At 69.1% G+C, this 25060-nt stretch carries 23 protein-coding genes; 3 read left to right on the top strand and 20 right to left on the bottom strand.

What is annotated here, in order from left to right:
* The first annotated feature begins 241 nt into the window (after window positions 1-241).
* A complete protein-coding gene (locus tag CJ010_RS11240) occupies window positions 242-1651 on the top strand; it encodes a hypothetical protein (protein WP_141018114.1) in 1410 nt (469 codons plus the stop codon).
* Here CJ010_RS11240 and CJ010_RS11235 read toward each other — a convergent pair.
* From CJ010_RS11235 to CJ010_RS11205, 7 genes are all read right to left on the bottom strand, one after another.
* Entirely contained in the window at window positions 1624-2094 is a 471-nt protein-coding gene (locus CJ010_RS11235) for a rhodanese-like domain-containing protein (RefSeq protein ID WP_141018113.1), read from the bottom strand. The two genes, CJ010_RS11240 and CJ010_RS11235, sit on opposite strands and share 28 nt — an antisense overlap.
* A 159-nt stretch (window positions 2095-2253) precedes the next feature.
* A complete protein-coding gene (locus CJ010_RS11230; RefSeq protein WP_205754938.1) occupies window positions 2254-3939 on the bottom strand; it encodes a family 2A encapsulin nanocompartment cargo protein cysteine desulfurase in 1686 nt (561 codons plus the stop codon).
* On the bottom strand, window positions 3914-4843 hold the full coding sequence (locus CJ010_RS11225) for a family 2A encapsulin nanocompartment shell protein (protein ID WP_141018111.1): 930 nt from the start codon (window positions 4841-4843) through the stop codon (window positions 3914-3916). Before CJ010_RS11225 ends, CJ010_RS11230 begins: the two co-directional genes overlap by 26 nt.
* 183 nt (window positions 4844-5026) lie before the next feature.
* The gene (locus CJ010_RS11220) at window positions 5027-6190 is read right to left on the bottom strand and encodes a YeeE/YedE family protein (protein WP_141018110.1); all 1164 of its coding nucleotides are present in this window, start codon (window positions 6188-6190) and stop codon (window positions 5027-5029) included.
* Between the two features lie 112 nt (window positions 6191-6302).
* Window positions 6303-7238: a sulfurtransferase gene (locus tag CJ010_RS11215; protein WP_141018109.1), complete on the bottom strand. Its 936-nt coding sequence runs from the start codon at window positions 7236-7238 to the stop codon at window positions 6303-6305.
* Between the two features lie 152 nt (window positions 7239-7390).
* A complete protein-coding gene (locus CJ010_RS11210) occupies window positions 7391-7855 on the bottom strand; it encodes a GNAT family N-acetyltransferase (protein ID WP_141018108.1) in 465 nt (154 codons plus the stop codon).
* A gap of 14 nt (window positions 7856-7869) precedes the next feature.
* The gene (locus tag CJ010_RS11205) at window positions 7870-8766 is read right to left on the bottom strand and encodes a LysR family transcriptional regulator (protein ID WP_141018107.1); all 897 of its coding nucleotides are present in this window, start codon (window positions 8764-8766) and stop codon (window positions 7870-7872) included.
* Window positions 8767-8899: 133 nt separating this feature from the next.
* On the opposite strand from CJ010_RS11205, the gene CJ010_RS11200 reads away from it, so the two are divergent.
* Window positions 8900-9337: a DoxX family protein gene (locus CJ010_RS11200; RefSeq protein WP_141018106.1), complete on the top strand. Its 438-nt coding sequence runs from the start codon at window positions 8900-8902 to the stop codon at window positions 9335-9337.
* A 17-nt stretch (window positions 9338-9354) separates the two neighbouring features.
* Window positions 9355-9933, top strand: a complete 579-nt coding sequence (locus CJ010_RS11195) for a ricin-type beta-trefoil lectin domain protein (protein WP_141018105.1) — start codon at window positions 9355-9357, stop codon at window positions 9931-9933.
* 34 nt (window positions 9934-9967) lie between these two features.
* Here CJ010_RS11195 and CJ010_RS11190 read toward each other — a convergent pair whose 3' ends face one another.
* From CJ010_RS11190 to CJ010_RS11130, 13 genes are all read right to left on the bottom strand, one after another.
* Window positions 9968-11584, bottom strand: a complete 1617-nt coding sequence (locus tag CJ010_RS11190) for a rhodanese-related sulfurtransferase (protein WP_141018104.1) — start codon at window positions 11582-11584, stop codon at window positions 9968-9970.
* Between the two features lie 182 nt (window positions 11585-11766).
* Window positions 11767-12339 (bottom strand): cysteine dioxygenase, encoded by a 573-nt coding sequence (locus CJ010_RS11185; protein WP_141018103.1) that lies wholly within the window; start codon window positions 12337-12339, stop codon window positions 11767-11769.
* A gap of 38 nt (window positions 12340-12377) precedes the next feature.
* Window positions 12378-13382, bottom strand: a complete 1005-nt coding sequence (locus CJ010_RS11180; protein WP_141018102.1) for a tripartite tricarboxylate transporter substrate binding protein — start codon at window positions 13380-13382, stop codon at window positions 12378-12380.
* A gap of 61 nt (window positions 13383-13443) precedes the next feature.
* On the bottom strand, window positions 13444-14199 hold the full coding sequence (locus CJ010_RS11175; protein WP_141018101.1) for an enoyl-CoA hydratase/isomerase family protein: 756 nt from the start codon (window positions 14197-14199) through the stop codon (window positions 13444-13446).
* Complete coding sequence (locus tag CJ010_RS11170; RefSeq protein ID WP_168224938.1) at window positions 14196-16355, bottom strand: acetate--CoA ligase family protein; 2160 nt, start codon at window positions 16353-16355, stop codon at window positions 14196-14198. Before CJ010_RS11170 ends, CJ010_RS11175 begins: the two co-directional genes overlap by 4 nt.
* Window positions 16342-17304, bottom strand: coding sequence for a ketopantoate reductase family protein (locus tag CJ010_RS11165; RefSeq protein ID WP_141018099.1), 963 nt, complete (start codon window positions 17302-17304; stop codon window positions 16342-16344). The genes CJ010_RS11170 and CJ010_RS11165 overlap by 14 nt, the downstream gene beginning before the upstream one ends.
* Entirely contained in the window at window positions 17294-18064 is a 771-nt protein-coding gene (locus CJ010_RS11160; protein WP_141018098.1) for a class II aldolase/adducin family protein, read from the bottom strand. The genes CJ010_RS11165 and CJ010_RS11160 overlap by 11 nt, the downstream gene beginning before the upstream one ends.
* Before the next feature lie 145 nt (window positions 18065-18209).
* Window positions 18210-19199: a tripartite tricarboxylate transporter substrate binding protein gene (locus CJ010_RS11155; protein ID WP_141018097.1), complete on the bottom strand. Its 990-nt coding sequence runs from the start codon at window positions 19197-19199 to the stop codon at window positions 18210-18212.
* Between the two features lie 98 nt (window positions 19200-19297).
* Complete coding sequence (locus tag CJ010_RS11150) at window positions 19298-20566, bottom strand: LLM class flavin-dependent oxidoreductase (RefSeq protein ID WP_141018096.1); 1269 nt, start codon at window positions 20564-20566, stop codon at window positions 19298-19300.
* A gap of 323 nt (window positions 20567-20889) precedes the next feature.
* Window positions 20890-21876, bottom strand: coding sequence for a tripartite tricarboxylate transporter substrate binding protein (locus CJ010_RS11145; protein WP_141018095.1), 987 nt, complete (start codon window positions 21874-21876; stop codon window positions 20890-20892).
* A gap of 27 nt (window positions 21877-21903) precedes the next feature.
* A complete protein-coding gene (locus tag CJ010_RS11140; protein ID WP_141018094.1) occupies window positions 21904-22641 on the bottom strand; it encodes an enoyl-CoA hydratase/isomerase family protein in 738 nt (245 codons plus the stop codon).
* Entirely contained in the window at window positions 22638-23633 is a 996-nt protein-coding gene (locus CJ010_RS11135; protein ID WP_141018093.1) for a glycine/sarcosine/betaine reductase selenoprotein B family protein, read from the bottom strand. The genes CJ010_RS11140 and CJ010_RS11135 overlap by 4 nt, the downstream gene beginning before the upstream one ends.
* Complete coding sequence (locus CJ010_RS11130; protein ID WP_141018092.1) at window positions 23633-25006, bottom strand: phenylacetate--CoA ligase family protein; 1374 nt, start codon at window positions 25004-25006, stop codon at window positions 23633-23635. The genes CJ010_RS11135 and CJ010_RS11130 overlap by 1 nt, the downstream gene beginning before the upstream one ends.
* Window positions 25007-25060 lie beyond the last annotated feature (54 nt).

The following is a 25060-nucleotide window of genomic DNA, read 5'->3' as shown; positions in this document are numbered from 1 at the left end:
GGGGCGGTCCCCACGGCGGGGACCGCCCCGATTCGCTTGCCGCCGATGGTACGTCCCCGCGGAGCACGTCTCGCGGGCCCGGCAGTCGGGTCAGATCGCTCCGATGTCGGTGCTTTTTACACCGCCACGCCAGCGCCGATGAGGACCCTTCCACATACCGTCCCCCCGAGGGCGCGGCACATGTCTTGCTCGCTGTCATGACGCATACGCCGGACACATAAGCCACCAAGGGACATCCGCCATGACGAAGTTTCCGCGCAGGCTGTGGAGCAAGACCGTAACGCGGCATTGGGACACGAGCCGCGCACGGAAACACGCACTGTTCAAGGCGACCGCACTGCTTCTGATCACGGCATGCACGGTCGGGCTTCTTATCATGCAGGCAGCAACCAGCGGCGCTCAGACACAGGACGGGCTGCTGAAGGAAATTCTCCCCCTGTTTACCGGCGCCCTGCTGGGCACGGCCGTCTCGCTCTGGGTGAGCAATCTGCTGGCCACCGATCTGGACTTGATAAACATCGTCGCCGAAGGAACTCAGCGGCGAGGACTGATTCCCCAGGACGAGTTGGTGAAATACCAGAGGCTGTGGCACCTGTACCACGTCACCAGAACCTCCATCGGGCATGACACGATAGGCAGAGGATTCTTCTGGATTCACTACAGGCTGGACCTGTCCGCCCCTTGTCCGGGCAAGCTCCTGGGTACGGCACAAACAGTCGATCCCCGAACGGACCCGTCCGGCAAAGAGCGGATCGACGGCGCGCCCCCCAACACTTCCTTCCTCGCCGAGGGTTTTCTCCACGACGGGATGATGACCCTGTACCTGCTTCCCTGCGACGGCAAGGAGGTCATCACCGCCACCTTCACCTTTCCTTATCTCTCGCCTCCAGACTACGTCCAGTATGGAACAGGAACCTACATGACGTTCGCGGGAGCAGGAGATGTCATCAACGGTTCGGGCATATTGAGTCCCGACGCTCTGACGGAGCAGGGCAAGCTCGGCCGGCTCGGCAATGACGATGGCTGCGAACTCGAACGGCTTTGGTGGAAGGGTTACCGCCTCAAGTTTCTACCGGGGATTCAGCCGCAGATATCCAGGACATACGCCAGGATGCCCGAATTGAACGGCCGGTGGAGGGCAAGATATGTTCGCGTCTACGCGGATCGCGACACTTGGTATGAATGCCGGATGGAGATCCGCAGCACCGAAGCGCGCATCCTGATCTGGCCAGTCACCGGACACTATCCCCTGCACGAAGGAGGGCAGGATGCATCAAGCACGCGGCAGAACCGGGGATGGGTCGCCGAATGCACGGCAGTGCACGACTTCGCCCTGCAGGGCCGCTGGTGGGGGGTGGACCTTTCCAGCACGGGAATACCAGACGCCCCCGGCGGAGGCAGCATGGTCGATGTGACACTGGACCAAGCCGAAACGCTGCAGATGACCAAAACGGAAGGAGCCCTCTCGCTGGCGATCTACGAGGACTTTGCCGGTCTGGTGGGCTTCTTCTCAGGGCACATGGGAAGCCGGTCGAGTGCTTTCTCGCCGCTGATACTCGTCCGCGAGGAGACGATGCGGCAGGACAGCTCGAAGATGGACCAACTCGTAGCCTCCTTCCTTTCTCAACTGCCCAAGAGTCCCTCGCCCTGATACCACGGCAGCCCCGCCTGTCGCCAACCATTCACGATCCGCCGCCCATGCGCGTCCTTCTCACCCTCGAACCCCTCCAGCACGATGTAGACATGGCGGAACCCTGCCGCGGCCAACGCCCGCCCCGCCTCATGAGCGCGCCGGGTGGAGCGGCCAAGCAGCAGGATCAGGTCGCCCTTGCCCATGCGCGCCTGCACCGCATCGACAAAATCCGGCACCGGTGACCAATCGGGGAAGCGGCGGAACTCGATTTCGAAGGCACCGGGCACATGGCCGACCAGCGCCCATTCCTGCCATGAGCGGATGTCGAGCAGCTTGGCCTGCGAGCGCGCTTCAAGCACCGCCCAAGCCTCCGCCGGCGTGAGGCTGCCGCAATAACCGTAAGCGCCTTCGCGTGCGCGTCCCTGGGCGCGGCCGAGCACCGCCTCGATGGCCTCGTTCATGACTGTCTCCTCATTCACCTGTTATGCGCGGAGGCTAACAACCGCACCCTGAAACAGGAACCGAGGCTTTTTCACATGCTTATGCCATTGGCGCCGGCAAACAAAGAAAACGGCGCACCGGATCACTCCGGTGCGCCGCTGTCCGGCCGGTGGGTCTGCTCAGGCGCGCAGGGGATTGCGCGCGCCGGTTATCCGGTACAAGGCCGACACCAGCGCATCCACCTCCGCGCAGGTGTTGTAGAACGCCAGCGACGGCCGCACCGTGGCTTCCAGGCCGAAGCGGCGCAGGATGGGCTGGGCGCAGTGGTGGCCGGAGCGCACCGCGATGCCTTCCTTGTTGAGCGCCGCGCCCACTTCCTCGGTCTTGAAGCCGTCCAGCGTGAAAGACAGCACGCTCGCCTTGTCGGCGGCGGTGCCCACCAGGCGCAGGCCGGGCACGTCCTTCAGCAGACGGGTGGCATAGACCAGCAGCTCGTGCTCATAGCGCGCGATGTTGTCCATGCCGAGCGCGGTGACGTAGTCGATCGCCGCGCCCAGGCCCACCGCGTCGGCGATGTTGCCGGTGCCGGCTTCGAAGCGGCCCGGCGCCGGGTGATACTCGGTGCGCTCGAAGGTGACGTCGCGGATCATGTTGCCGCCGCCCTGCCACGGCGGCGTCTCGTTGAGCAGCGCCTCCTTGCCATACACCACGCCGATGCCGGTCGGGGCGAACACCTTGTGGCCGGAGAACACGAAGAAGTCCGCGTCCAGCGCCTGCACGTCCACCGCCATGTGCGACACCGACTGCGCGCCGTCGACCAGCACCGTGGCGCCGGCGACGTGCGCCATCTCGACCATCTTCTTCGCCGGCGTCACCGTGCCGAGCGCGTTCGACACCTGGGTGAAGCTCACCAGCCTGGTCTTCGGCCCCAGCAGCTTCGCGTAGTCGTCGAGCAGGATCTGGCCGCAGTCGTCTACCGGGATCACCCGCAGCTTCGCGCCCTTTTCCGCGCACAACTGCTGCCAGGGCACGATGTTGGCGTGGTGCTCCAGGTGGCTGACGACGATCTCGTCATCCTTGCCGATGTTGGCCCGGCCCCAGCTCTGCGCGACGAGGTTGATCGCCTCGGTGGCGCCGCGCACGAACACCACCTCGTTGACCGAACGCGCGTTGAGGAAGGCGCGCACCTTCTCGCGCGCCGCCTCGTAGGCGTCGGTCGAACGCGCCGCCAGCTCGTGCGCGGCGCGGTGGATGTTGGAGTTCTCGTGGCGGTAGAAATGGGCGATGCGGTCGATCACCGACTGCGGCTTCTGCGTGGTGGCGGCGTTGTCCAGCCACACCAGCTGACGGCCGTTCACCCGCTCCTGCAGGATGGGGAAATCGCGCCGCACCAGGTTCACGTCGAACGGCGGGCGGCCGCTGACGAGTTCCGCCGGCACCGGGTCGAAATGCTGGCCCGGCACCCGGATGCCCGGATTGCCGAAGCGGGCGGTTTCCAGGAAGTAGTAGGGCTGGCTCGGCGCGGTGGCGGAACGCGCCGCGGTGGGCGCGAGCAGGCTGCGCAGCTCGGCTTCGCCCGGCACGCCATAGGCGGACGGATCGAGTGCGGCATAGCCGCGCTGCGCCTGGCCGGCACCGACGACCTGCGGCGCGCTGCCGAAATCGGCCGGCACCGCGGCACCGGCGGCGCCCACGCCCGGCAGCGCCGGCGCCTGCGGCGCGGCAAAGCGCTCCGGCGCGGGCACGTCCGGCGTGGCCGCCGCGCCGGGCAGCGCCGCGAAGAAGGCGTTGGCCAGCTTCGTCAGCGCCGCCACGTCGGGCACGCCTGCACCCAGCGGATCAAGCGTAGGTGTGTTCATAGGCATGGTACTTGTCCACTTCGACGTCATCGAGCACCGCCACCGCATCGTCGGTCAGCACCGCCAGCGAGCAGTACAGCGACACCAGGTAGGACGCGATCGCGCGGTCGTTGATGCCCATGAAGCGCACCGACAGGCCGGGGCTCTGCTCGCCCGGCAGGTTGGGCTGGTAGAGGCCGACCACGCCCTGGCGGCTTTCGCCGGTGCGCAGCAGCAGGATGCTGGACTTGCCGTTGTCGATGCCGACCTTGTCGGACGGGATCAGCGGCACGCCGCGCCAGGTGATGAACTGCGAACCGAACAGCGACACGGTCGGGGGCGGTACGCCGCGGCGGGTGCATTCGCGGCCGAAGGCGGCGATAGTGCGCGGGTGGGCCAGGAAGAAGCCCGGCTCCTTCCACACCTTCGTCAGCAGCTCGTCGAGGTCATCCGGCGTCGGCGCGCCGCTGCGGGTGCTCAGGCGCTGGTCCGGATGCACATTGCTGAGCAGGCCGTATTCCTTGTTGTTGATCAGCTCGCTCTCCTGGCGCTCCTTGATCGTCTCGATGGTGAGGCGGAGCTGTTCGGCGATCTGGTTGTGCGGGCTGCTGTAGAGGTCGGACACGCGGGTATGCACGTCGAGCACGGTGTTCACCGCCGACAGCATGTATTCGCGCGGGTTTTCGACGTAATCGACGAAGGTCTGCGGCAGCTCGCGCTCGTCGCGGCCGGAGCACTCGACTTCGACGCTGTCGGCGTCCTTCACCTTGTTCACCCGGTAGATGCCGGCTTCGACCGGCAGCCATTGCAGCAGGTGAGTCAGCCAGCGCGGCGTGATGCTCGCCATCTGCGGCACGGTCTTGGTGGCATTCGCCAACTGCCGTGCGGCGACGTCGCCAAGCGCGGTATGAACGTAGGATTCCTGGGCCATCTTGTTGCTCCGTGGAGGGTGATCGATTCGATACTCAAAACTAGGGCTTATGAACTTTGATGTAAAGCTTATCTTTTTGTTTTATATACATATTTTCTGCAACAGCAGATCAAATTCCGCAATCACGGAAATGAAGGTGAGGCGGGTGGAATTGCGGTCGTTGCGATGGAGAGGCGCCCTGCCCTACCAGCCGAAATGGCGGCGCAGGCGCCAGCCCAGCCAGGTCGCCGGGAACAGCGCCGCAGCGAACACCCAGCCCGACAGCGCCGCCGCCATCACCCCCGACAACAGCGTGCCGACAGTGCAACCGAGCGCGACCATGGCGCCCCACCCCATCAGGACACCGCCGATAAGGGCACGCAGCGCCTCGCCCGCCTTGGGCAAGCGTGGGCGGAAATCGCCGGCCGACAGTGCGGCGGCGAACGAACCCAGCACCAAGGCAACGACGAAGGCAGCGTTCTCCGACCACAGCGTCTCCTTCAACGTGGTGGCGCAGCCGGCAAAACTGTCCAGGCCCTCCAGCCGCACCGGAAACCAGCTGGTTCCGCTTGCTGCAGTGCGTGCCAGGCTGCCGAGTTCGGCCGTCACACCCAGCGGACCGACGCGCAGGTAGGAAAGCACGGCGACGAAACCCACAAGAATGCCGCCCGTCGTGGCGGGCCAGCGGCGCTGCCACCACCGGGAATCAGCCGGCGGCTCAGGCGCGCGATGGCGCCAGGCCAGCACCAGCGCGAGCACCGCCAGCAAACCCGCCTGCAGCGCCGCGGACCCCGCATATCCCAGGCTGTGCGGCAGCCAGGGCACCGGCGCCGATTGCAGCGTGTCGAGGTAGAGCGTGTTCCACGACAGGAAACCGAGCACGAAGCCGCCAAGCGCGCCAATCAGCGCAATGGGCGAGGTCAGCGCGCCTTCTCCCAACCGGTACAGGTGAGCGCTGATGCAGGAACCGGACAGCGCCATCCCCAGCCCGAAGGCAGTCGCGCCGACGACCAGCACCCAGCTGACTGGTCCGATATGCGCGCCGGGCGGCAGGCGGCCGGCCACCGGCAAGGGCAGGAAGGCGCCGAACAGCACGTGGTAGCCGAATGTGCCCACCGCCAGCGCTGCCACGATGCCGAGCAGGCCGCGCGCATCGCGGCTTTCGAAGAAGTCACGGCTGACGCAGTAGAAGCAAAAGCGCGAACGCTGCAGCACCACACCGAAGGCAAACCCGAACAGAGCGGAAATCGACAGCTCATGCCCGACACCGGGCATCGCCGAGCACCAGGCCGCCAGGCCCAATGCCGCCGCGACCACGGCGAGCCCGGCCAGCAGCGCCCCAGGCCGGGGAAAGGACAACGAAGACATTTACCGATCCGAAAAAAGACGGCGATGCCATGGCACCGCCGAAACCCCGCAGGACAACAAGGTCGGTGAAGCGCGCCGGCGGGTTGCGGTCACCGCCGGCTGCGCGCAGAGGTTACTTGCCGCCCCAGACGGTGCCGGCAAGGTTGGTGATCGGCACGCCAACGGTGTTGCCATACTCGGTCCATGAACCGTCGTAGTTGCGCACCTCGTAGCCAAGCAGCTTGGACAGCGCGAACCAGGTGTGGCTGGAACGTTCGCCGATGCGGCAATAGGTGATCACCGGCTTGCTGCCATCCACGCCCTTGGCTGCGTAGATCTTGCGCAGTTCCTCGACCGGCTTGAAGGTGCCGTCGGCGGCCACGGCCTCGCTCCACGGCACATTCACTGCGCCCGGCACGTGGCCGGCACGGATGGACAGCTCCTGCACACCAGCCGGCGCGAAGACCTTGCCCTGGTATTCGTCGGCGGAGCGGATGTCGACCAGCGCGACGTCGCTCTTCTTCTCTGCAGCTGCGACCACATCGGCCAGCCGCGCGCGCGGCTTGGGATTGGCGTCGGCCACCTTGATGTTGCCCGGCGCCGGCGTCTTGGCCACTGCGGCAAGACCGCGGTTCTCGGCCTCCCACTTCTTGCGGCCGCCGTCGAGCAGTTTGACGTTCTTCACGCCATAGACATCGAACACCCAGGCTCCCCACGCGGCAAACCAGTTGTTGGTGTCGCCGTACAGCACCACGGTAGTGTCGGCCGACACGCCAGCGTTACGCAGCAGCTTCTCGAAGTTGTCCTTGCTGACAATGTCGCGACGCACCGGATCGACCAGGTCGGTATGCCAGACGAAGTTCACCGCGCCCGGCACATGGCCACGCTCGAACTGGCCGGGGTTCACGCTCACCTCGATGACGCGCACCTTGGGATCACTGAGATTCTTCTCCAGCCAGTCGGTGGAGACGAGCACGTCGGACGGCGCGGCAAAGGCACCGGTGGCGGCCAGCGTCAGGCTGGCGGTGAAGGCAAAACGGCGGAAGGGTTTGGTCAGAACGGGCGGCATCGCGTCGGCTCCGGTTGGAATCTGCAGGAGGCCTTACTGTGCCGAATGCGGCGCAGCCCCCGGAACCAAGGAAATCAGATATCCAAATCAGCTTATTCCGCTCGCCCCCGCAAGCCGCGTTAAGGACGCGGCGCTTGCCGTACGAAACGCCGCTACAGGGCCAGCCCGAGAAAGCGCGTGCCCGGCACCGGGTTGTGCGTCACCGGTGGCGCGGGCTGGAAGCCAAGCGCGGCGTAAAGCCGGATCGCCGCATCGAATTCCGGCAGCACATCGAGGCAGATGCGGCGGTAGCCGGCGGCGCGCGCCTCGTCCAGCATGCGCTCGACCAGGCGGCGGCCGAGGGCTTCGCCGCGCGCCGCGGGGCGCACATAGAGCCGCTTCAGTTCGCAGATCACCGCATCCACCGGGCGCAGCGCCACACAGCCGACCGCACGCTCGCCCCGCCAGCCCAGCAGCAGGCGGCCGGCGGGTGCAGCGTAAGCGCCGGGCAAGGCGGCGAACTCCGCCTCGCAGTTCTGGAAGCCGAGGTCTGCCGACACGCTGCCGACGTACTCGCGAAAGATGTCCCGCACGGTGTCGAGCTCGTCGGGGATGCGGACATGACGGATTTCGATCATCGCCGTCCTGCCTCCTACCAGTCGCCCTGGCGGGCGAAGGCCTCGACCAGGAAATCGACGAAGCTGCGCACCTTGGCCGACAGGTGGCGGCGGCTGGGGTACATCGCGTAGATGCCGATCGGCTCCAGCGCGTAGTCGGCCAGCACCTCCACCAGCCGCCCGGCGCGGATGTCCTCGCCGACGATGAAGCGCGGCTGGCACATCAGGCCGTGGCCGTTGAGCACGATCTGGTTGAGCAGGTCGCCATTGTTGGCGCGCACCGTACCGCCCACCTTGACGGTATGCACGCCGTCGGCGCCCGACAGCGTCCATTCGCTGCCGACCGCGGCGTAGCTGTAGAGCACGCAGTCGTGCGCGGCGAGTTCGCGCGGATGGCGCGGCGTGCCGCGGGCGGCGAGGTAGGCGGGCGAAGCGCAGATCGCCAGCCGGTCGCTGGCGAGGCGGCGGGCGATCAGGCTGGACTCGGGCGACGGCCCCACGCGCAGCGCGACGTCGAAGCCTTCCTCCACCAGATGCACGCGGCGGTCGCTGACGTAGGCATCGACGCTGACCTCCGGGTAGCGCGTCATGTACTGCGCGATCATCGGCCCGACATGGCGGATGCTGAACGACACCGGCATCGTCACCCGCAGCACCCCGCTCGGCCGCGCAGTGCCGAGCGCCGCGCCGGCCTCGGCCTCGTCGATCTCGGCGAGGATCTGCGCGCAGCGCTCGTGATAGGCGCTGCCGGCCTCGGTAAGGCCGAGCTTGCGGGTGGTCCGGTGCAGCAGGCGGGTGCCGAGATGGTCTTCGAGATGCTGGACGTGCTTGGAGGTCATCGCCCGCGATATGCCCAGCCGGTCCGCCGCCGCGGTGAAGCCGCCCAGCTCCACCACCGTCGCGAACACCTTCATGCTGGTCAGCGTATCCACCTGGTCTTCTCCGGCTTTATCAACATCGGAGAAACAATCTATTCGCGGAGCGTCAGTTTATCAATGCCGGGGGCAGGGATATCTTGAAACCAACGCAATACCGCTTTCCCACCTGACCTGAAGGAGCACCAAAATGTCTGCCAACAACAGGACCGCCTTCGACTTCACCGACCCGGTCGTCGTCATGCGCATCACGCTCGGCGTGCTCTACATCCCGCATATCCTCTTCAAGCTGAACGGCATGGAAGGCGCGGCGGCCTTCTTCGGCAAGGCGGGCTTCGAGCCGGCGATGCTGTTCGTGGTGCTCGCGCTGATCACCGAAACCCTCTGCGCGGCCGGCCTCATCTTCAACATCCTCACCAAGTGGGTCGGCCTGATGTCGGCAGCGGTAATGGGGGTGGCGGCCTACGCGGTACTGGCCACCAAGGGCGCGCACTGGCTGTGGAATCTCGGCGGCCTCGAGTACATCGCGCTGTGGGGCTTCCTGTCGGTGGTCATCGCGGCACACGCCTGGCGTGAAGAACGCAGGAACTATGGCCACTTCTTCCTGCTCTTTCCGCACGCTGCCTGAAACAAGACACCCATCACATGAAGCATCGCGCGCTCTTCCTCCTGCCCCTGCTCGCCGCCAGCCTCGTCGCTCCGCTGGCCGCCCAGGGGCAGGCGCCTGTCCGGCCCGGCCATCTCCGCCTGATCGATCCGCTCGACCGCCCGGCCGACGGCTACTGCCTCGACATCGTCGGCTCCGGCCGGCATATCCGCTTCGACCTGCCGATGACCGCGCACAACTGCAAGCCCGGCCTCTATGCCGACGAAGCGGTAACGCTGGAGCCCAACGGCTATCTGCGCTTTCCCGCCTACAACGCCTGCGCCACCATCGCCGGGCTGGATGGGCGCGCGCTGCCGGGGGCGGCGGTGGTGCCGCGCGAATGCGGCGAGCGCTCGCCCTTCATGGAGGCGGACGCGCTGCAGCGCTTCGTCCATCGCGCCGATGGCCGCGTCGAACTCGCCGGCAGCGGGCTGTGCCTCACCGTCGGCCCGCAATCGGCCTCCACCTTCGAGGCCAGCCACCGCTGGCGGCCGCTGTATGTCGAAAACTGCGCCGACACCGAGCCGGCGCGTTCGCGCTGGCGCTTCGTGGTGCCGGCGGCGGCGAGCGCGGGCTGATCCCCTCGCCGCCGGGCCGCCGGCTCGACCGCGGTCAGATCACCTTGAAGTGGTGGGTGCCGTCGCGGCCCAGTTGCGCGACCAGGCCGAACTCCCAGTCCAGATAGCCCTGCATCGCCTCGCGCGGATTGTCGGTGCCCTCGTAGGGGCGGCGATAGCGGTCGATGGCCGGCGAGGCCAGCCGGGTCTCACCCTGCTCTTCCGCCAGCCCGGCCGCAAACCACGCCGCATTGCCGCCGTCGAGCAGCCACACCTCGCCATCAACCAGCGCCTGCGCCTCGGCGACCACGTACTGCGCAAGCAGGCTGGTGCCGCAGGTCAGCACGTAGCGCGATGCCTTCGGCACCTGCTTGATCGCCTCCGCCAGCTGCGAGCGCAGCGCCCACCACGCGCCCGGAATATGGCGCTTGCGGTAATTGGCGTGGGTGGTGAAATCGAGGATGACCACGTCCTCACCGGCAGCGAGGCTGCGCGACAGGGTTTCCGGCAGGATGCGGCGTGCCGCCGGCGCCGGCGGCAACGGCGCGCGCCAGCCGCCGCGCTCGCGGAATTCGGCGGCATCGGCGCCATCGACCACGTAGACCTCCCAGCCCATCTGCGCCAGCCACGACGCGCTCATGTTGGCGCGCACGCCGTCGCTGTCGGCCAGCACGATGCGGGCGCCGCGCACCGGCGCCACCATCTCGGTTTCCTGCACCAGCTGGCCGCCCGGCACCGACCGGAAGCCGGGCAGATGGCCGGCCTCGTATTCCTCCGGCGTGCGCACGTCGAAGAAGTAGCTGGTGCGCCCTTCCTGGCGCCCCCAGCCGTCGATGCCGGCAAGCGTGGTACGGCGCACGCCGGCGCGATCGGCCACCGCACGCGCGCTTTCGCCGGCGCGCGCGCGGGTCGCTTCCGACACCTCGCCGAAGCGGCGGTCGGCGCCGTGCTCCAGCTTCTGCCCGGCCAGCGTCCAGCCGATGGTGCCGTTGCGCAGCGCCGCCACCGGGTTGGGAATGCCAGCATTCACCAGTGACTGGGTGCCGATGATGCTGCGGGTGCGGCCGGCGCAATTGACGATCACCCGCGTTTCCGGCCGCGGCGCGAGTTCGGCGATGCGCAGCACCAGTTCGGCGCCGGGCACGCTGGTCGAGCCGGGGATGTTCATGGTCTGGTATTCGTCGAAGCGGCGGGCATCGACGATCACCGCGTCAACCCCGCTGTCGATCAGCGCCTGCACCTCCTCGGCCGCCAGCGACGGCGTGTGGCGCTCGGCTTCGACCAGCTCGCCGAAGGACTTGCTCGGCACGTTCACATCGCGGAACAGCTCGCCGCCCGCCGCCGCCCAGCCCCTCACGCCGCCGGCGAACACCCGCACATCGGCATAGCCGAGCGCGATCAGCCGCCGCGCCGCCAGCTCCGCCAGGCCTTCACCGTCGTCGATGGTGACGATGGGCACGTCGCGGCGCGGCAGCTTGGCGTAGGCGTCGAGCTCGATGCGCGCCAGCGGCAGGTTGGCGGCGAACAGCGGATGCGCCTGGGCATGGGGATCTTCCTCGCGCACGTCGAGCAGCGCGATCTCGCGGCGTTCGAGCAGCGCGGCGCGGACCGCGGCATGGGTGGTCTGCGGAATGTCCGCTCGGGTATCTGATGAAGCAAGGGAGGCGGTCATTGACTGAAGATCCTGTCGGCCAAGAAGTTTGTGACGGGGCATGTTAGAGGGCTCATTCCAGCGCGGATATTTGATTTTCTGCTAAGCATCCGCTCCGAGGAGGCGAAGCCCGGCCGGACCACGACCTGCTTGCAGCATCGTCCTCGGCGCAACGCCCCCATCGCGGTATCCGGAGCGTTCATTCAACTCCAAAGGTTAGGCACCACATCACTCGCATACCCCGACACAAAGGTCTTCGGCGCCCCCGTCTCCGCATCGAACACATGGCGCGAAACGCGCCCGATGTTGCCGCCATACACATGGATGCTGATCGACACCTCATCGGCCAGCGTGTTCTCGACGATGTGCACATCGCCGATGGTGGGCGATACCGCGGTCACTCCGCCGGCGCCGAGCACGCCGACGTGGGCTTCCTCGTAGCCGCCACCGGCGCGCTCGACGTAGCTGCGTTCGCGTTCCTGCCCGCGCAGTACGCCGACGATGCCCCACACCGTGTGGTCGTGCAGCGGCGTTTTCTGGCCGGGGCCCCAGACGAAGGACACCACCGAGAAGCGTTCGCGCGGGTCGGCGTAGAGCAGGTATTGCTGGTAGTACTGCGGATGCGGCTGGGCGAAGGCATCGGGCAGCCAGTCGTCCTTGGCGACCAGCTTGCCGACGAGTTCGCGGCCTTCCTGCAGGATGCGCGGCTCATCGGCGCCGCTTTCGACAAGTTCGGTGAGCGCGACGACGAATTCGCGCAGCGGGGTGACGGACATGGTGGATTCTCCGGAACGGATGGAAAGGATAAGCCGGCTTACTCGACGTGCTCGATCTTTGCGCGCTGCTTGATGTCGGCATAGCGCACCAGATCCTTGCCGACCAGGTCGGCGAAGGCGGCCGGGCCGGTCAGAGTGGGTTCGAGGCCGGCGCGGGTCAGCAGCGCCTTGACCTCGGGGTCGGCGGCGATCTTCTCGGAGGCGGCGGCGAGCTTGTCCAGCACCTCCTTGGGCAGGCCCTTGGGCGCGAACAGGCCGAACCAGCCCTTGAGCTCGAAATCCGGCCCGCCGGCTTCCTTCACCGTCGGGATGTCGGGCTGGCCTGCGGTGCGCTTGTGGGTGAGCGAGGCCAGCACCTTGACCTTGCCGCCGCCGGCCTGCGGCACCACCAGCGGGTCGAACATCGCGTCGATGCGGCCGGCGGCGAGGTCGGTCACCGCCGCTGCGCTGCCGCGGAAGGGCACGTGCACGATGTCGATGCCGGTGCTGACCTTGAACAGCTCGCCGCTGAAGTTGCCGAAGGAGCCGCTGCCGGACGAGCCGTAGTTGAGCTTGCCCGGATCGCGCTTGGCGAGGGCGATCAGCTCGGCCACGTTGTTTACCGGCAGCGCCGCGCTGACGCCGATGAAGTTGGGCGCCTCGGCGAACTTGGCGATGGCGGTGAGATCGCGCGCGGGGTCGTAGGGCGACGGCGACTTCACCACCGACTGCACGATGAGCGCGCCGTTGTTGGCCGACAGCAGGGTGTAGCCGTCGGCCGCCGCGCGGATCACGCTGGTGGTGCCGACGATACCGGAGGCGCCCGGCCGGTTTTCCACCACGAAGGGCTGGCCGAAGATCTGCTGCAGGCGGTCGGCGACCGCACGCGCGACGGTGTCGTTGGTGCCACCCGGCGGATAAGGCGAGACGATGACCACCGGCCGCGACGGCCAGTTGTCGGCGGCGAGCGCCGCCAGCGGCGCGCCGAGCCCGCCGGCGAGCACGGCGCCGCCGACCAGCAGCGCCAGCCGACGCAGGGATTTGAAGGCAGGGGCGGTTTTCATGCTGGGTTCTCCTGTAGGGCGCGGCCCGCGGGCGGCGCCGGTGTCTGTAAGAAGCGGGGGCTCAGCGGCCGGCAAAACGCGGCGGACGCTTGTCTCGGAAGGCGGCCAGGCCCTCCGCGGCGTCAGCGCTGGTGAGTACGTCCTGCACCTCGGCCTGCAGCGCACAGGCGGCTTCGGCCGGGCTGTGCGGCAGCGTGCGGTCGGCCAGGCGCTTGAGCAGGCCGAGCACCAGCGGCGCGGATTTCGCCAGCGTGGCGGCCATCGCCAGTGCGGTATCCAGCACCGCGTCGGCCGGCACCACACGATTGACGAAGCCGGCCTCGTAGGCGCGGCGGGCGGAAACCGGCTCGCCGAGCAGCATCAATTCCATCGCGATCTTGTGCGGGATGCGCGCGGTGATCGCCGAGATCATTCCCTGCGCCACGCCCACCTTCGCTTCCGGGTAGATGAAGCGCGCGTCCTCGGCGGCGACGCAGAGGTCGCAGAAGGTGACCATCGCCACCGCGCCGCCCACCACCGCGCCCTGCACCGCCGCGATCACCGGCTTGTCCAGCGTTACCGCCACCGCCGGCATCGCGCGCCAGAAGTGCGGCGGCGGCGCGCGCAGGTCGGCGCCGGCGCAGAAGGTGTCGCCCTCGGCGGCCAGCACCGCGACGCGGTCTTCCGGGCTGGCCTGGAAGCGCAGCCAGGCGGCGTGGAGCTGGTCGCACATCGCGGCGGTGAGCGCGTTGCGCTTGGCCGGGCGATTGATGGTAATGACGGCGATGCCGTCGGCGGAGCGGTAGTCGATGCGGCCTTCGTCGCTGACGGTACTCATGCTGCTTCCTCCACGATCACGGCGCGGCCATCCACCGCTATCGCGCCCTCGCCGCGCGCGCCGACGATGAGCGGATTCACATCCAGTTCGCGCAGGCGGTCGCCAAGATCGGCCGCCAGCCAGGACAGGCGCACGATGGCATCCACCACCGCCTCCACATCCGCCGCCGGCCGGCCGCGCACGCCGTCGAGCAGCGGCCGCAGGCGCAGGCCATCGAGCAGCGCGCGCGCCGCCGCCGGCGACAGCGGCACCGCGGCGAGGCGGAAGTCCTTCAGCACCTCGACCAGCACGCCGCCAAAGCCCGCAAGCAGCTGCGGGCCGAAGTCGGCATCGACGCGCACGCCGAGGATCAGCTCGGCCACGCCTGCCACCTGCTGCTGCACCGACACGTGCGGCGCCACGTCGCCATCGGCCGCGCGGAGGATGTCGGCGAGCGCGGCCCAGCCGGCGCGCACCGCGTCGGCGTCGGCCAGGTTCAGCCGCACCAGGCCGGCGTCGCTCTTGTGGGTGATGCTGCGGCTGATGCCCTTCAGCACCACCGGGTAGCCGATGCGCGCCGCCGCGGCCACCGCGGCCTCGGCGTCGCCCACGGTGTCGGCGGCGTTCACCGCAATGCCGTAGGCGGCGAGCAGCGCCTTGGTGTCGGGCTCGTTCAGCAGGCCCGCGGGTGGCAACTCAAGCGGCAGCGCGGAAAGCGGCCCGGCTCCTGCCGGCCGCGTGCCGCCGTCGGCGAACACCGCCAGCCGGCGCCGGCGGAACCAGGCCTCCAGCACACGCAGGCCGTCGTCGATGCGGTTGACCAGCGGCAGCCCGGCCGCCACCAGCCGCTGGCGGATGTCGGCGGCGAAGCTGCCGGTGTCGCTCACCACCAGCACCGGCTTGCCGCTGCGGCGATGCGCGGCGATCAGCGCGTCGGCGGTTTCCGCCATCAGCGGCTGCGGCGTCATCAGGTAGAGCAGCACCGCCACGCCATCGTCGTCGGCAATGGCGGCGATGCTGTCCTCGAACACCTGCGGCGTAAGTGCGCCCTTGTGGCCGCCGAGGTCGATCGGGTTGTTGGTGTGGGTGGGCAGGAAGTGCGCCGCCAGCCGCGCGCGGGTGGCCGGCGTCCATTGCGCCAGCGGCAGGCCGGCGGCGGCAAGGCGGTCGGCGGTGACCGCGCAGCCGCCGCCGGAACTGCCGACGAAGCCGATGCCGCCCTCGCCCACCGCCGCGCCGAGGCGGTCAAACACGCCTGCGGCGACGATCATGCCTTCCGGCTCGTCGAACACCAGCACGCCGGCCGATTCGCAGGCGGCAACGAAAGCCTCGTAGGAGCCGGCCAGGCTGGCGGTGTGCGAGCGCGCCGCGGCGGCGCCGGCCTCGGTGCGCCCGGCCTTGACCGCCAGCACCGGCTTGCCGGCGACACGCGCGCGGCGGGCCAGTTCGACGAAGCGGTGCGGCGACTTCAGCGCCTCGACATAGAGCGCGATCACCCGGGTGGCATCGTCCGCGATCAACGCTTCGAGCAGGTCGCACAGTTCCAGATCGGCCTGGTTGCCGATCGAGACCATGTGGCTGAAGCCCACCGCGTGGTCGTCGCCGGTGACGAAGAGCGTACCCATCAGCGCGCCGCTCTGGCTGACGAAGCCGACGCCGCCGCGGCGCAGCGCCGGCGCGTGCTGCAGCGTCATCGTCGAACTCAGTGCCAGACCGGCCGCCGGCGAGATCAGCCCCATGCAGTTGGGGCCGAGCAGGCGCATGCCGTGGCTGCGCGCAAGCGCCACCACCTCGTCCTGCAGCGCCTTGCCGCGTTCGTCGAACTCGGCGAGCTGGGCGGTGATGACCACGCAGGCGCCGACGCCGGCGCGGGCGCATTCGCCCACGGTTTCCAGCAGCTGGCTGCCGGGCACCGCGATCACCGCGAGGTCCACCGGCCCCGGCGCCGTGCCGATGGCGGGCCAGGCCGGCAGGCCGCCGACCTCGGCGCGCTTGGGGTTGATCGGCAGCAGGCGGCCGGGAAAGCCGTGGCGCTGCACGTTGGCGAGGATGCGGCCGCCGAACTTGTCGAGGCTGTCGGAGGCGCCGACGATGGCCACCGATTGCGGGTGCAGCACCCGCGCCACCGGAATGCGCCAGACGGGCTCGGCCGCCGGCAGGTTTTCACGTGCGGACATTCGGATCCTTGTCATGAAGGGGAACGCTCAGGCAGCCGAGCAAGGTTTGCAGCACCGGCACCGCGATGCCGTGGCGTTCGGCAAGCGCGATCGGCGCCGCCAGCAGCGCCCCGGTTTCCAGCCGGCGGCCGGCGAGGCGGTCCTGCAGCATCGAGGTGCGCACCGCGCCGACCTGCTCGGCCCGGCGCACGCGCGCTTCCGGCGTGCTCGGCAGCGCGCTGCCTTCGGCGGCGGCGATGCGGGCGATCTCGCCCATGCCGGCCAGCAGCACCGCGCGCGTTGCCGGGGTGGTGGCGAGTTCGCCGATGGTGGCGCCGGTGATCGCCGACAGCGGGTTGAGGGTGGCGTTACCCATCAGTTTGGCCCACACCTCGCCGCGGATGTCGTCGGCGTATTCGGCGGGGATGCCGGCCTGCTGCCAGCCGGTGACCAGCGTCTGCAGCGCGGTGTCGCGCGCATCAGCCAGGGCGGCGCTAACGCGACCGCACAGGTAGCGCTCACCGCCGGCGCGGCGCACCCGGATGCGGCCGGGCGCCGTGCGCTCCACCGCGTGATGCACCACCACCGCCACCGTGCGCGCGAGCGCCGGCGCCGTGCCGTCGCCGTCCGCATGGCGCCACCACCAGGGGATGCCGTTCTGAAGGAAGACGTATTCGGTGGTGGCGTCGCCGAGCGCGGCCAGCGTCGGCAGCAGCGGCGGCAGGTCGTGCGACTTCACCGCGACGATGATTTGCGAATAGGGGCCGCGCCGGTCGTCAGCGATGGTGAAGCCCACTGCCGGCGCCTGCCACTGCTCGTCGCCCTCGGCGACGATGCCGCCTTCCGGCGCGGCGCTGCCAGCACGCTGCGTCACCGTCACCGCCCTGCCCGCCAGGCTCAGCCGCCCGGCGAGGTAGAGCCCGAGGCTGCCGCCGCCGACGACCAGGATGCGTCCGTGCTCAGTCGGCATAGCCGGGCAGCTCCCTGTCGAGACGGCGGCGCAGCGCCGCCCATTCGCGCTTGCCCGAGGGGAAGAAGCTCGCCTGGCCGCCGTAGATTTCCTGCGCCTGCGCATGAGTGCGGGCGATCACCTCGTCCGGCAGTTGGCGCAGCGGCACGCCGGCCGACTGCGCCGCGAGCTGGAAGCGGCAGGCGCGCTCCAGCCGCCAGATGCGGGCGAAGGCCTCGCCCATGTTGCGACCGAGCGTCATGGTGCCGTGGTTGCGCAGGATGACGGTGTGGCGGTCGCCGATGTTGGCGAGCAGGTCGGCGCGCTCGCGCTCGTCCAGCACCACGCCCTGGAAGTCGTGGTAGGCAATCTGGCCGTGCACCATCAGCGCCATCTGGGTGAGCGGCAGCAGTCCGTCCTCCTGGCTCGCCACCGCCACGCCGTCGCGGCTGTGCAGATGGATGACGGCGGCGGCGTCCTTGACTGCGGCGTGGATGGCACCGTGGATGACGATGCCGGCGGGGTTCACGTCGCCCTCCCCGCCCACCACCTTGCCGTCGAGATCGACCTCGAGAATGCTGGAGGCGGTGACCTCTTCATAGAGCAGGCCGAGCGGGTTGATGAAATAGCGGTCGTGGCGGCCGGGCACGCGGTAGGTGACGTGGGTCGCGAGCAGATCGGTCCAGCCGAAAAGGTGGATGAGGCGGCAGGCAGCGGCAAGGTCGACGCGGGCGGCGTGGATGGCTGCTTCGGTGGAGGGGAGTTCAAGGGGGGCGTTCATGGTTGGACTCCGGAGTGAAGAGTTTTTGCTCCTCCCCCTTCAAGGGGGGCGGAGCTGGGGTTTCGGCGAGCACTGCTCGCCGCCAGCGTAGCGGCGAGGCAAAGCCGAGACTCCTGGCTGGGGTGGGGATGGGGTTAACGCCCCCTTACTCGATCTTCGCTCCCGACTCCGCCACCACCTTGCCCCACTTGACGCTGTCCTCGCGGATCAGGCGGCTGAAGGCGTCCGGCGTGGTGCTTTCCACGTCCAGCCCCTGCTCGGCAAGCTTGGTGCGGGTCTCCGGCTTGGCGGCGATCTGGACGAGTTCCTTGTGCAGGCGCTCGATCACCGGCTTGGGTGTCGCCGCCGGCACCACGATGCCGAACCACGACGACACCTCGAAGCCCTTCAGCCCGGCCTCGGCGGCGGTGGGTACGTCGGGCAGCGTGGGCGAGCGCTTGGCGCTGGTGATCGCCAACCCCTTCACCTTGCCGCCCTTCACCTGGGGGGCCAGGATGGTGAGCGTGTCGAAGGCGGCATTGACCTCGCCGCCGAGCAGCGCGGTGATGGCCGGCGCGCTGCCCTTGTAGGGCACGTGCAGCAGCTCGGTGCCGGTCAGGCTCTTGTAGAACTCGCCGGACAGATGGCACAGCGTGCCGTTGCCGCACGAGGAGTAGCTGACCTTGCCCGGGTTGGCCTTGGCGTAGGCGGTGAATTCCTGCAGCGTGTTGGCCGGCACGGTGCTGTTCACCGCCACCACGTAGGGCACCGAGGCCACCACCGACACCGGGGCGAAGTCCTTGAACGCGTCGTAGCGCAGGTCCTTGGCGAGGTGCGGCAGGATGGTCAGCTGACCGGCCGGCGCCAGCGACAGCGTGTAGCCGTCGGGCGCGGCCTTGGCGGCGGCTTCGGCGGCGATCGCGGTGCCGGCACCCGGCTTGTTCTCCACCACCACCGGCTGGCCGAGGGCGGTCGAGAGCTGCTCGGCATAGAAACGGCCGACGATGTCGGACGCGCCGCCCGGCGGGAAGGCGACGATGAGCTTGAGCGGCTTGCTCGGCCAGGTGTCGGCCTGGGCGGCGAAGGGCATCAGCGCGACGGCGCCGAGCGCCAGGGTGCGCAGCAAGGTGCGGCGGGTGGATTTGCGTATGGTCATGAATGACTCCGGAAAGCGCTTCGGTAAGCGGTTGGAACGTGGCTGGGAAAGGGTTTGAAATCGGTGGGTCATGGCATAGGGCCAGGCCGCCCGCCGGGTCAGAAGGCGGCGAAAGCCTCCGCCGGCAGCGCTTCGGCCAACCGCGCGCGCACGCTCGGCAGCAGCTCGCGGCCGTAGGCCACCGCGTCCGCCAGCGGATCGAAGCCGCGCACCAGGAAGTGGCTGACGCCAAGGCGGTGGTAAGCCAGCAGCGCATCAGCCACCTGCTCGGGCGTGCCGACCAGCGCGGTGGAGTTGCCGCCGATGCCGGTGCTGGCAGCGGCGCCCGAGGCGGCGCCGGTAAGCGCGGTGATGCCGGTCCACAGGCAGCTGTCGAGCACCTCGCCGCGCTCGGCGAAGGCGAGGAGGCGGCGGGAGCCTTCGTTTAGCGGGGTCGCGGCGGGGTTCGCTGTCGTGGTGGTGGAGATGCCGCGGGTCGCTACGGACTTGTCGGCCCGGGCGCCCAACACCGTTCGGGCTGAGCCTGTCGAAGCCCGCTCGGCAGCACTGCCCTTCGACGGCCTCAGGGCGAGCGGAATGGCCGCGGCCTGCTCCAGCCGCTGGCGCACCCCGCCGAGAATGCGTTCGGCACGCGCCCAGGCCTCGTCCTCGGTGGCGCCGAGGATGGGCCGCAGCGACAGCGAGAAACGCACCGCGTCGCCGCGCCCGTGACGCGCCGCCACCGCGCGCACCGCGGCGATCTGCTCGGCGATGCCGGCCAGCGGTTCGCCCCACATCATGAACACATCGGCATGCTTGCCGGCCACCTCCAGCGCCGCCGCCGACGAGCCGCCGAAGAAGATCGGGATGTGCGGCTGCTGCAGCGGCCGCGCCTGGCTGACATAGCCCTTGACGCGGTAATAGCGGCCGTCGAAGTCGAAGGGCTCGCCGCGGGTCCACGCCAGCTTCATCAGCTGCAGGTATTCGTCGGTGCGGGCGTAGCGCTCGTCATGGCCGAGGAAATCGCCATCGCGCTGCTGCTCGGCGTCGTTGCCGCCGCTGACGATGTTGATCGCCGCGCGGCCGTCGCTGAAGTGGTCGAGCGAGGCGAACTGGCGCGCCGCCACGGTCGGCGCGATCACGCCCGGCCGGTGAGCCACCAGCAGGCCGAGCCGGCTCGTCTGCGCCGCAGCGTAGGCGGCCACCTGCAGGCCGTCGGGGGCGCCGCTGTGGTAGGCGATCAAGGCGCGGTCGAAGCCGGCGTGCTCCTGCGCGCGGGCGCAGGCGCCGAGAAAGGCCTTGTCGACCAGCGGGCCGCGGGCGGGGAGGATTTCGCTGGCTTCCTGGTGGGCGAGGAAGCCGAGGAATTCGATGGGATGATTCGGCATCGGGTGCTCCATAGGGGGAGGCGACGGGTTTGGTCTTTTGTTCCTCCCCCTTCAAGGGGGGCGTAGCAGGGGTTTCGGCGAGCACTGCTCGCCGCCGGCGGAGCGGCGAGGCGAAGCCGAGACTCCCGGCCAGGAGGGGGATGGGGTTGGGTTCAGCGCAGCGACTAACCCCATCCCCACCCCAACCCGGTAGCCGATGCCAGGAGGCATCGTCGTTCAGCCGGCGTCGAGCGATGCTCGCCGAAACCCCGGCCTCACCCCCTTGAAGGGGAGGGAGCATTCAGCGCGGCCGGAACCGTCATTGCCTGCCCGACCATCAACCCTCACTCGAACTTCGTCCCCGACTCCCTCACCACCTTCCCGTATTTCTCGTAATCGGTCCGCACCTGCTCGGCGAACTTCGCCGGCGTGCTCGGCCACGGGTCGAGCCCCTGCGCGGCTAGCTTCTCCTTCACCGTCGGCGATGCCGCGGCCTTGGCGATTTCGGCATTGAGGCGGGTGACGACCTCGACCGGGGTGCCGGCGGCGACGTTGAGGCCGAACCAGGAAGTGACTTCGAAGCCGGGGTAGCCGGATTCCGCCACGGTGGGGACGTCCGGCAGCAGCGGCGAGCGCTCGCGCGAGGCGATGGCGAGGCCGCGCAGCTTGCCGCCCTTGATCTGCGGGGCGAGGATGGTGAGCGTATCGACCGCCAAGTTCACCTCGCCGCCGAGCACCGCGGTAACCGCCGGGGCGCTGCCCTTGAAGGGCACGTGCAGGATGTCGGTGCCGCTGGTCAGGCGGAAGTACTCGCCAGCCAGGTGGATGATCGTGCCGCTGCCGGACGACGAGTACGAATACTTGCCCGGCGCCGCCTTGGCCTGCGCCACCAGCTCCTTCAGGCTCTTGGCCGGCACTTCGTTGTTGGCGGCGATCACCACGCTGGTGTAGGCCAGCAGCGACACCGGCGTGAAGCTCTTGAAGGCGTCGAACTTCAGGTTCTTCGCCACGTGCGGCAGCACGGTGAGCTGGCCGGTGGGCACCAGGTTGAGGGTGTAGCCGTCGGCCGGTCCGTTGGCGACGAACTCGGCGGCGATCGCGGTGCCGGCGCCGGGCTTGTTCTCCACCACCACCGGCTGCTTGAGCGCTTCGGTCAGCGCGTCGGCGTAGATGCGGCCGACGGTGTCGGCGGCGCCCCCCGGCGGGTAAGGCACGATCAGCTTCAGCGGCTTGCTCGGCCAGGCGTCTGCGTGGGCGCCGAAGGGCGCGACCAGGGCGGCGGCGGCCAGCAGCGGCGCGGCCAGGCGTTGGGCGATGCGGGACAGTTTCATGATGTCGTCTCGTTCCGGTTGGGCGGATCAGCGGCCGGTGAAGGTCGGCGTGCGTTTCTGGGTGAAGGCGGCGATGCCTTCGTGGAAGTCTTCCGAGGCGTTGATCGCCTCGATGTTGGCGCGGGCGATGGCGGCGACTTCGGTCGGCCCCTTGGCGATCACCTCGCCGACGAAGCGCTTGAGCAGTGAGGTCACCAGCGGCGCGTTGGCGGCGATCTGGGCGGCGAGTTCGCGGGCGGCGTCGAGCTGCTGGCCGACCGGCACCACGCGGTTCACCAGCCCCGCCTCGTAGGCGCGCTGGGCGGAGATCGAGCCGCCCACCAGCAGCAGCTCCATCGCCACCTTGTGCGGGATACGCGCGGCCAGCGAGCTGATCAGCCCGCCGGAGAAGCCGACCTTGGCTTCCGGATACGAGAACACCGTGTTGTCGGCGGCAATGGCGAGGTCGGCGAACTGCACCAGCACCAGCCCGCCACCCACCACCAAGCCGGCGGTGACGGCGATGATGGGCTTGTCGATCTGGATGCCGACGCCGGGAATCGCCTTCCACAGGTCGTGCGGGATGTCGCGCAGGTCGGCGCCGGCGGTGAAGGCGCGGTCGCCGGCGGCGGACAGGATGGCGACGCGGTCGTCGCTGTCCTTGAAGCGCTGCCACGCGGCGGCGAGTTCGCGCACCACGTCGTGGGTGATCACGTTGTACTTCTCGGCGCGGTCGATGCGGATTTCGACGATGCCGTTGTTCGAGGTGTAGCTGACGGTGCTCATGCGGCTTGTCCTTGTTGTTGTCGGTCGGGGGCCTGCTCGGGATCGCTGCCCAGCGTCGCCACCCGCAGTTCGCGGGCGGTGAGGCGGGCGGCTTCGGCCTCGGCGCGACGGCGCGCGAGGTCTTCCGCCGAGAGGCGTTGGGGGTTGGAGTAATCGAGCTTCCAGGCGGGATCGGCCGCCCAGCGCAGCGGCGACTGCAGCGTGCTGCGCGGCGCGGCGGCGCTCTCCAGCAAGCCGAGCGCGCGTTCCAGCGTCTCGTCCTGCGAGGCGATGTCGCCCGGCCGGCCGGCGGCGTTGCCGAGCGGGAAATCGGAGAACAGCAGGCGCGGCACGCCGACGTGCTCGACGATGTCTTTCGCCGCGCCCATCACCACCGTGCTGACGCCGGCGGCTTCCAGTTCGCGCGCCACCAGGCTTACCGTCTGGTGGCAGATCGGGCAATTGGGCACCAGCACCACCGCATCCACGCCGTCTGCCAGGCAGCCGGCGACGATCTCGGGCGCATCCACTTCCAGGGTGTGGCGCTGGCTGCGGTTGGTCGGCGCGCCGAAGAAGCGTGGCGCGAGTTCGCCCACCCTGCCCGCTGCCACCGCACGGCGCAGCGCCGGCAGCGGAAACCAGCAGCCGCTGTCGCCGAGGTCGGCATGCTTGCGGTCTATGCCGACGTGGGCGATGCGCAGGTCGTGGTCGATGGCCGTGTCGCCGTCATAGACGCGGTAGAACTTGGCGCCGGCGTTGTACGGCGCACCCGGCCCCTGCTCGCCCTTGTCCGGCTGGTAAGGCGCCGCGGTGGTGACGATGGCGACGCGGCTTCGCGCCAGCGGCTTTTTCAGCGCCGCGAACGGCACCGTGTCGTAGTGCGCCCACACGTAGGGCGTGTCGTAGCCGAGCGCCAGATACCAGGCGCGGGTGCGGGCGATGTAAGGCACCGGCGCGTCGTCCGCCAGCGCCTCGCCGAGGCGGGCGAGTTCGTCGGTCTCGAACGCGGACATCAGGCGCCCTTCCCCACGATCTCGATCAGCTTGGTCTTGGCGCCGGTGCGCGGCAGGCTGCCGAAGGGCAGCACTTCGACCTGCGGCCGGAAGGTGAGCAGTTCGCGGATGCGCTGTTCGATGGCGGCGCCGATGGCCGCCCATTCCGACTCCGGCGTGCCCTCGCCCGCCTCCACCGCCAGCCGCAGCGGCGGCTCCACGCGCGGCGGCGGCGCGTCCAGGCGGATGCGCAGCTCGCCGGAGACCTTGGGCCGGAACTGGGCGACGACGTTCTGGATCGCGGCCGGATACACCTTCACGCCCTTGATCGCCAGCATGTCGTCGGCGCGGCCGACGATCTCCATGCGGGTGCCGAAGTGGCCGCAGCCGGGGCATTCGCCGACGTGGATCTTCAGGATGTCGCCGGTGGCGTTGCGGAAGGACGGTGACGCCTCGTATTCCAGCGCGGTGTGGATGGCCTCGCCCACCGCGCCGTCCTTCAGTTCCAGCGGCGCCTTGGTTGCCGGGTCGATCAGGTCGTAGCGGAAGCAGTAGTCCTCGGCGACGTAGTGCATGCCATGGGAGTGCTCGCTGTCGCAGGTGATGGTGCCGTTGTGCCAGGCGCCGCCGGTGGCGTCGAACACCTTGGCGCCGTAGTGCTCCCTGACGCGCTGGCGGAACAGCGGCTGGCTGGCGCCCGGCTCGCCGGAGCAATAGATGACCTCGATGCCGAGCGCGCCGACCGGTTTGCCGATCTCCTTGGGCGCGCGCTCGATCAGCTGGTTCACCATCGACGGCGTGGCGAACAGCACCCGCGGCCGGGTCAGCTCGATGTAGCGCAGGATCTTGGGCACGCCGCCCTCGGCGCCTACCGCGACCGGCCGCGCGCCGTAGGCTTCCAGCGCCTGAACATAGGTGATGCCGGCGAGCCACAGCGACAGGCCGAAGGCGTGGAAGGTGGTGTCGCCCGGGCGGATGCCGGCGACGCGGAACATGCGGCCGAGCACCTCGTAGGTGATGTCCAGGTCCTTACGGCTGAACACGTAGAAGGTGGGCGTGCCGGTGGTGCCCGAGGTGGCGGCGAGGTGGATCGCGTTTTCCGGCGCGGTGGTCAGGTGCAGGCCCAGCGGATGACCGTAGCGTTCCAGCGAGGCGTCCTGCGATTCGCGGTGGCGGGTCTTGTCCATGAAGGCCGGGAGGCGGCGGAAGTCCTCGAAGCTGCGGATGTCTTCCGGCGACTGGATGCCGGCCTCGAGGAAGCGCTGGCGGAAGTAGTCCTCGTTGCTCCACACGTAGCGGATCTGGCGCTGCAGCTTTTCCCAGCGGCGGGCGTTGAGGATGGCGAGGTATTCGCCGGGGTCGCGGGTGGGGACGTCGAAACTGTGGATGCTCATTGCGCAGTACTCGGATGCGATGGAACGGAGGAGCGGCGGCGGGCGACGCTCCGG

Source organism: Azoarcus sp. DD4 (assembly GCF_006496635.1).
In the GTDB taxonomy this organism is placed as follows: domain Bacteria; phylum Pseudomonadota; class Gammaproteobacteria; order Burkholderiales; family Rhodocyclaceae; genus Azoarcus.
Note: the sequence above shows the minus strand (reverse complement) of the source record. Positions and strands in the feature narration are given on the sequence as shown.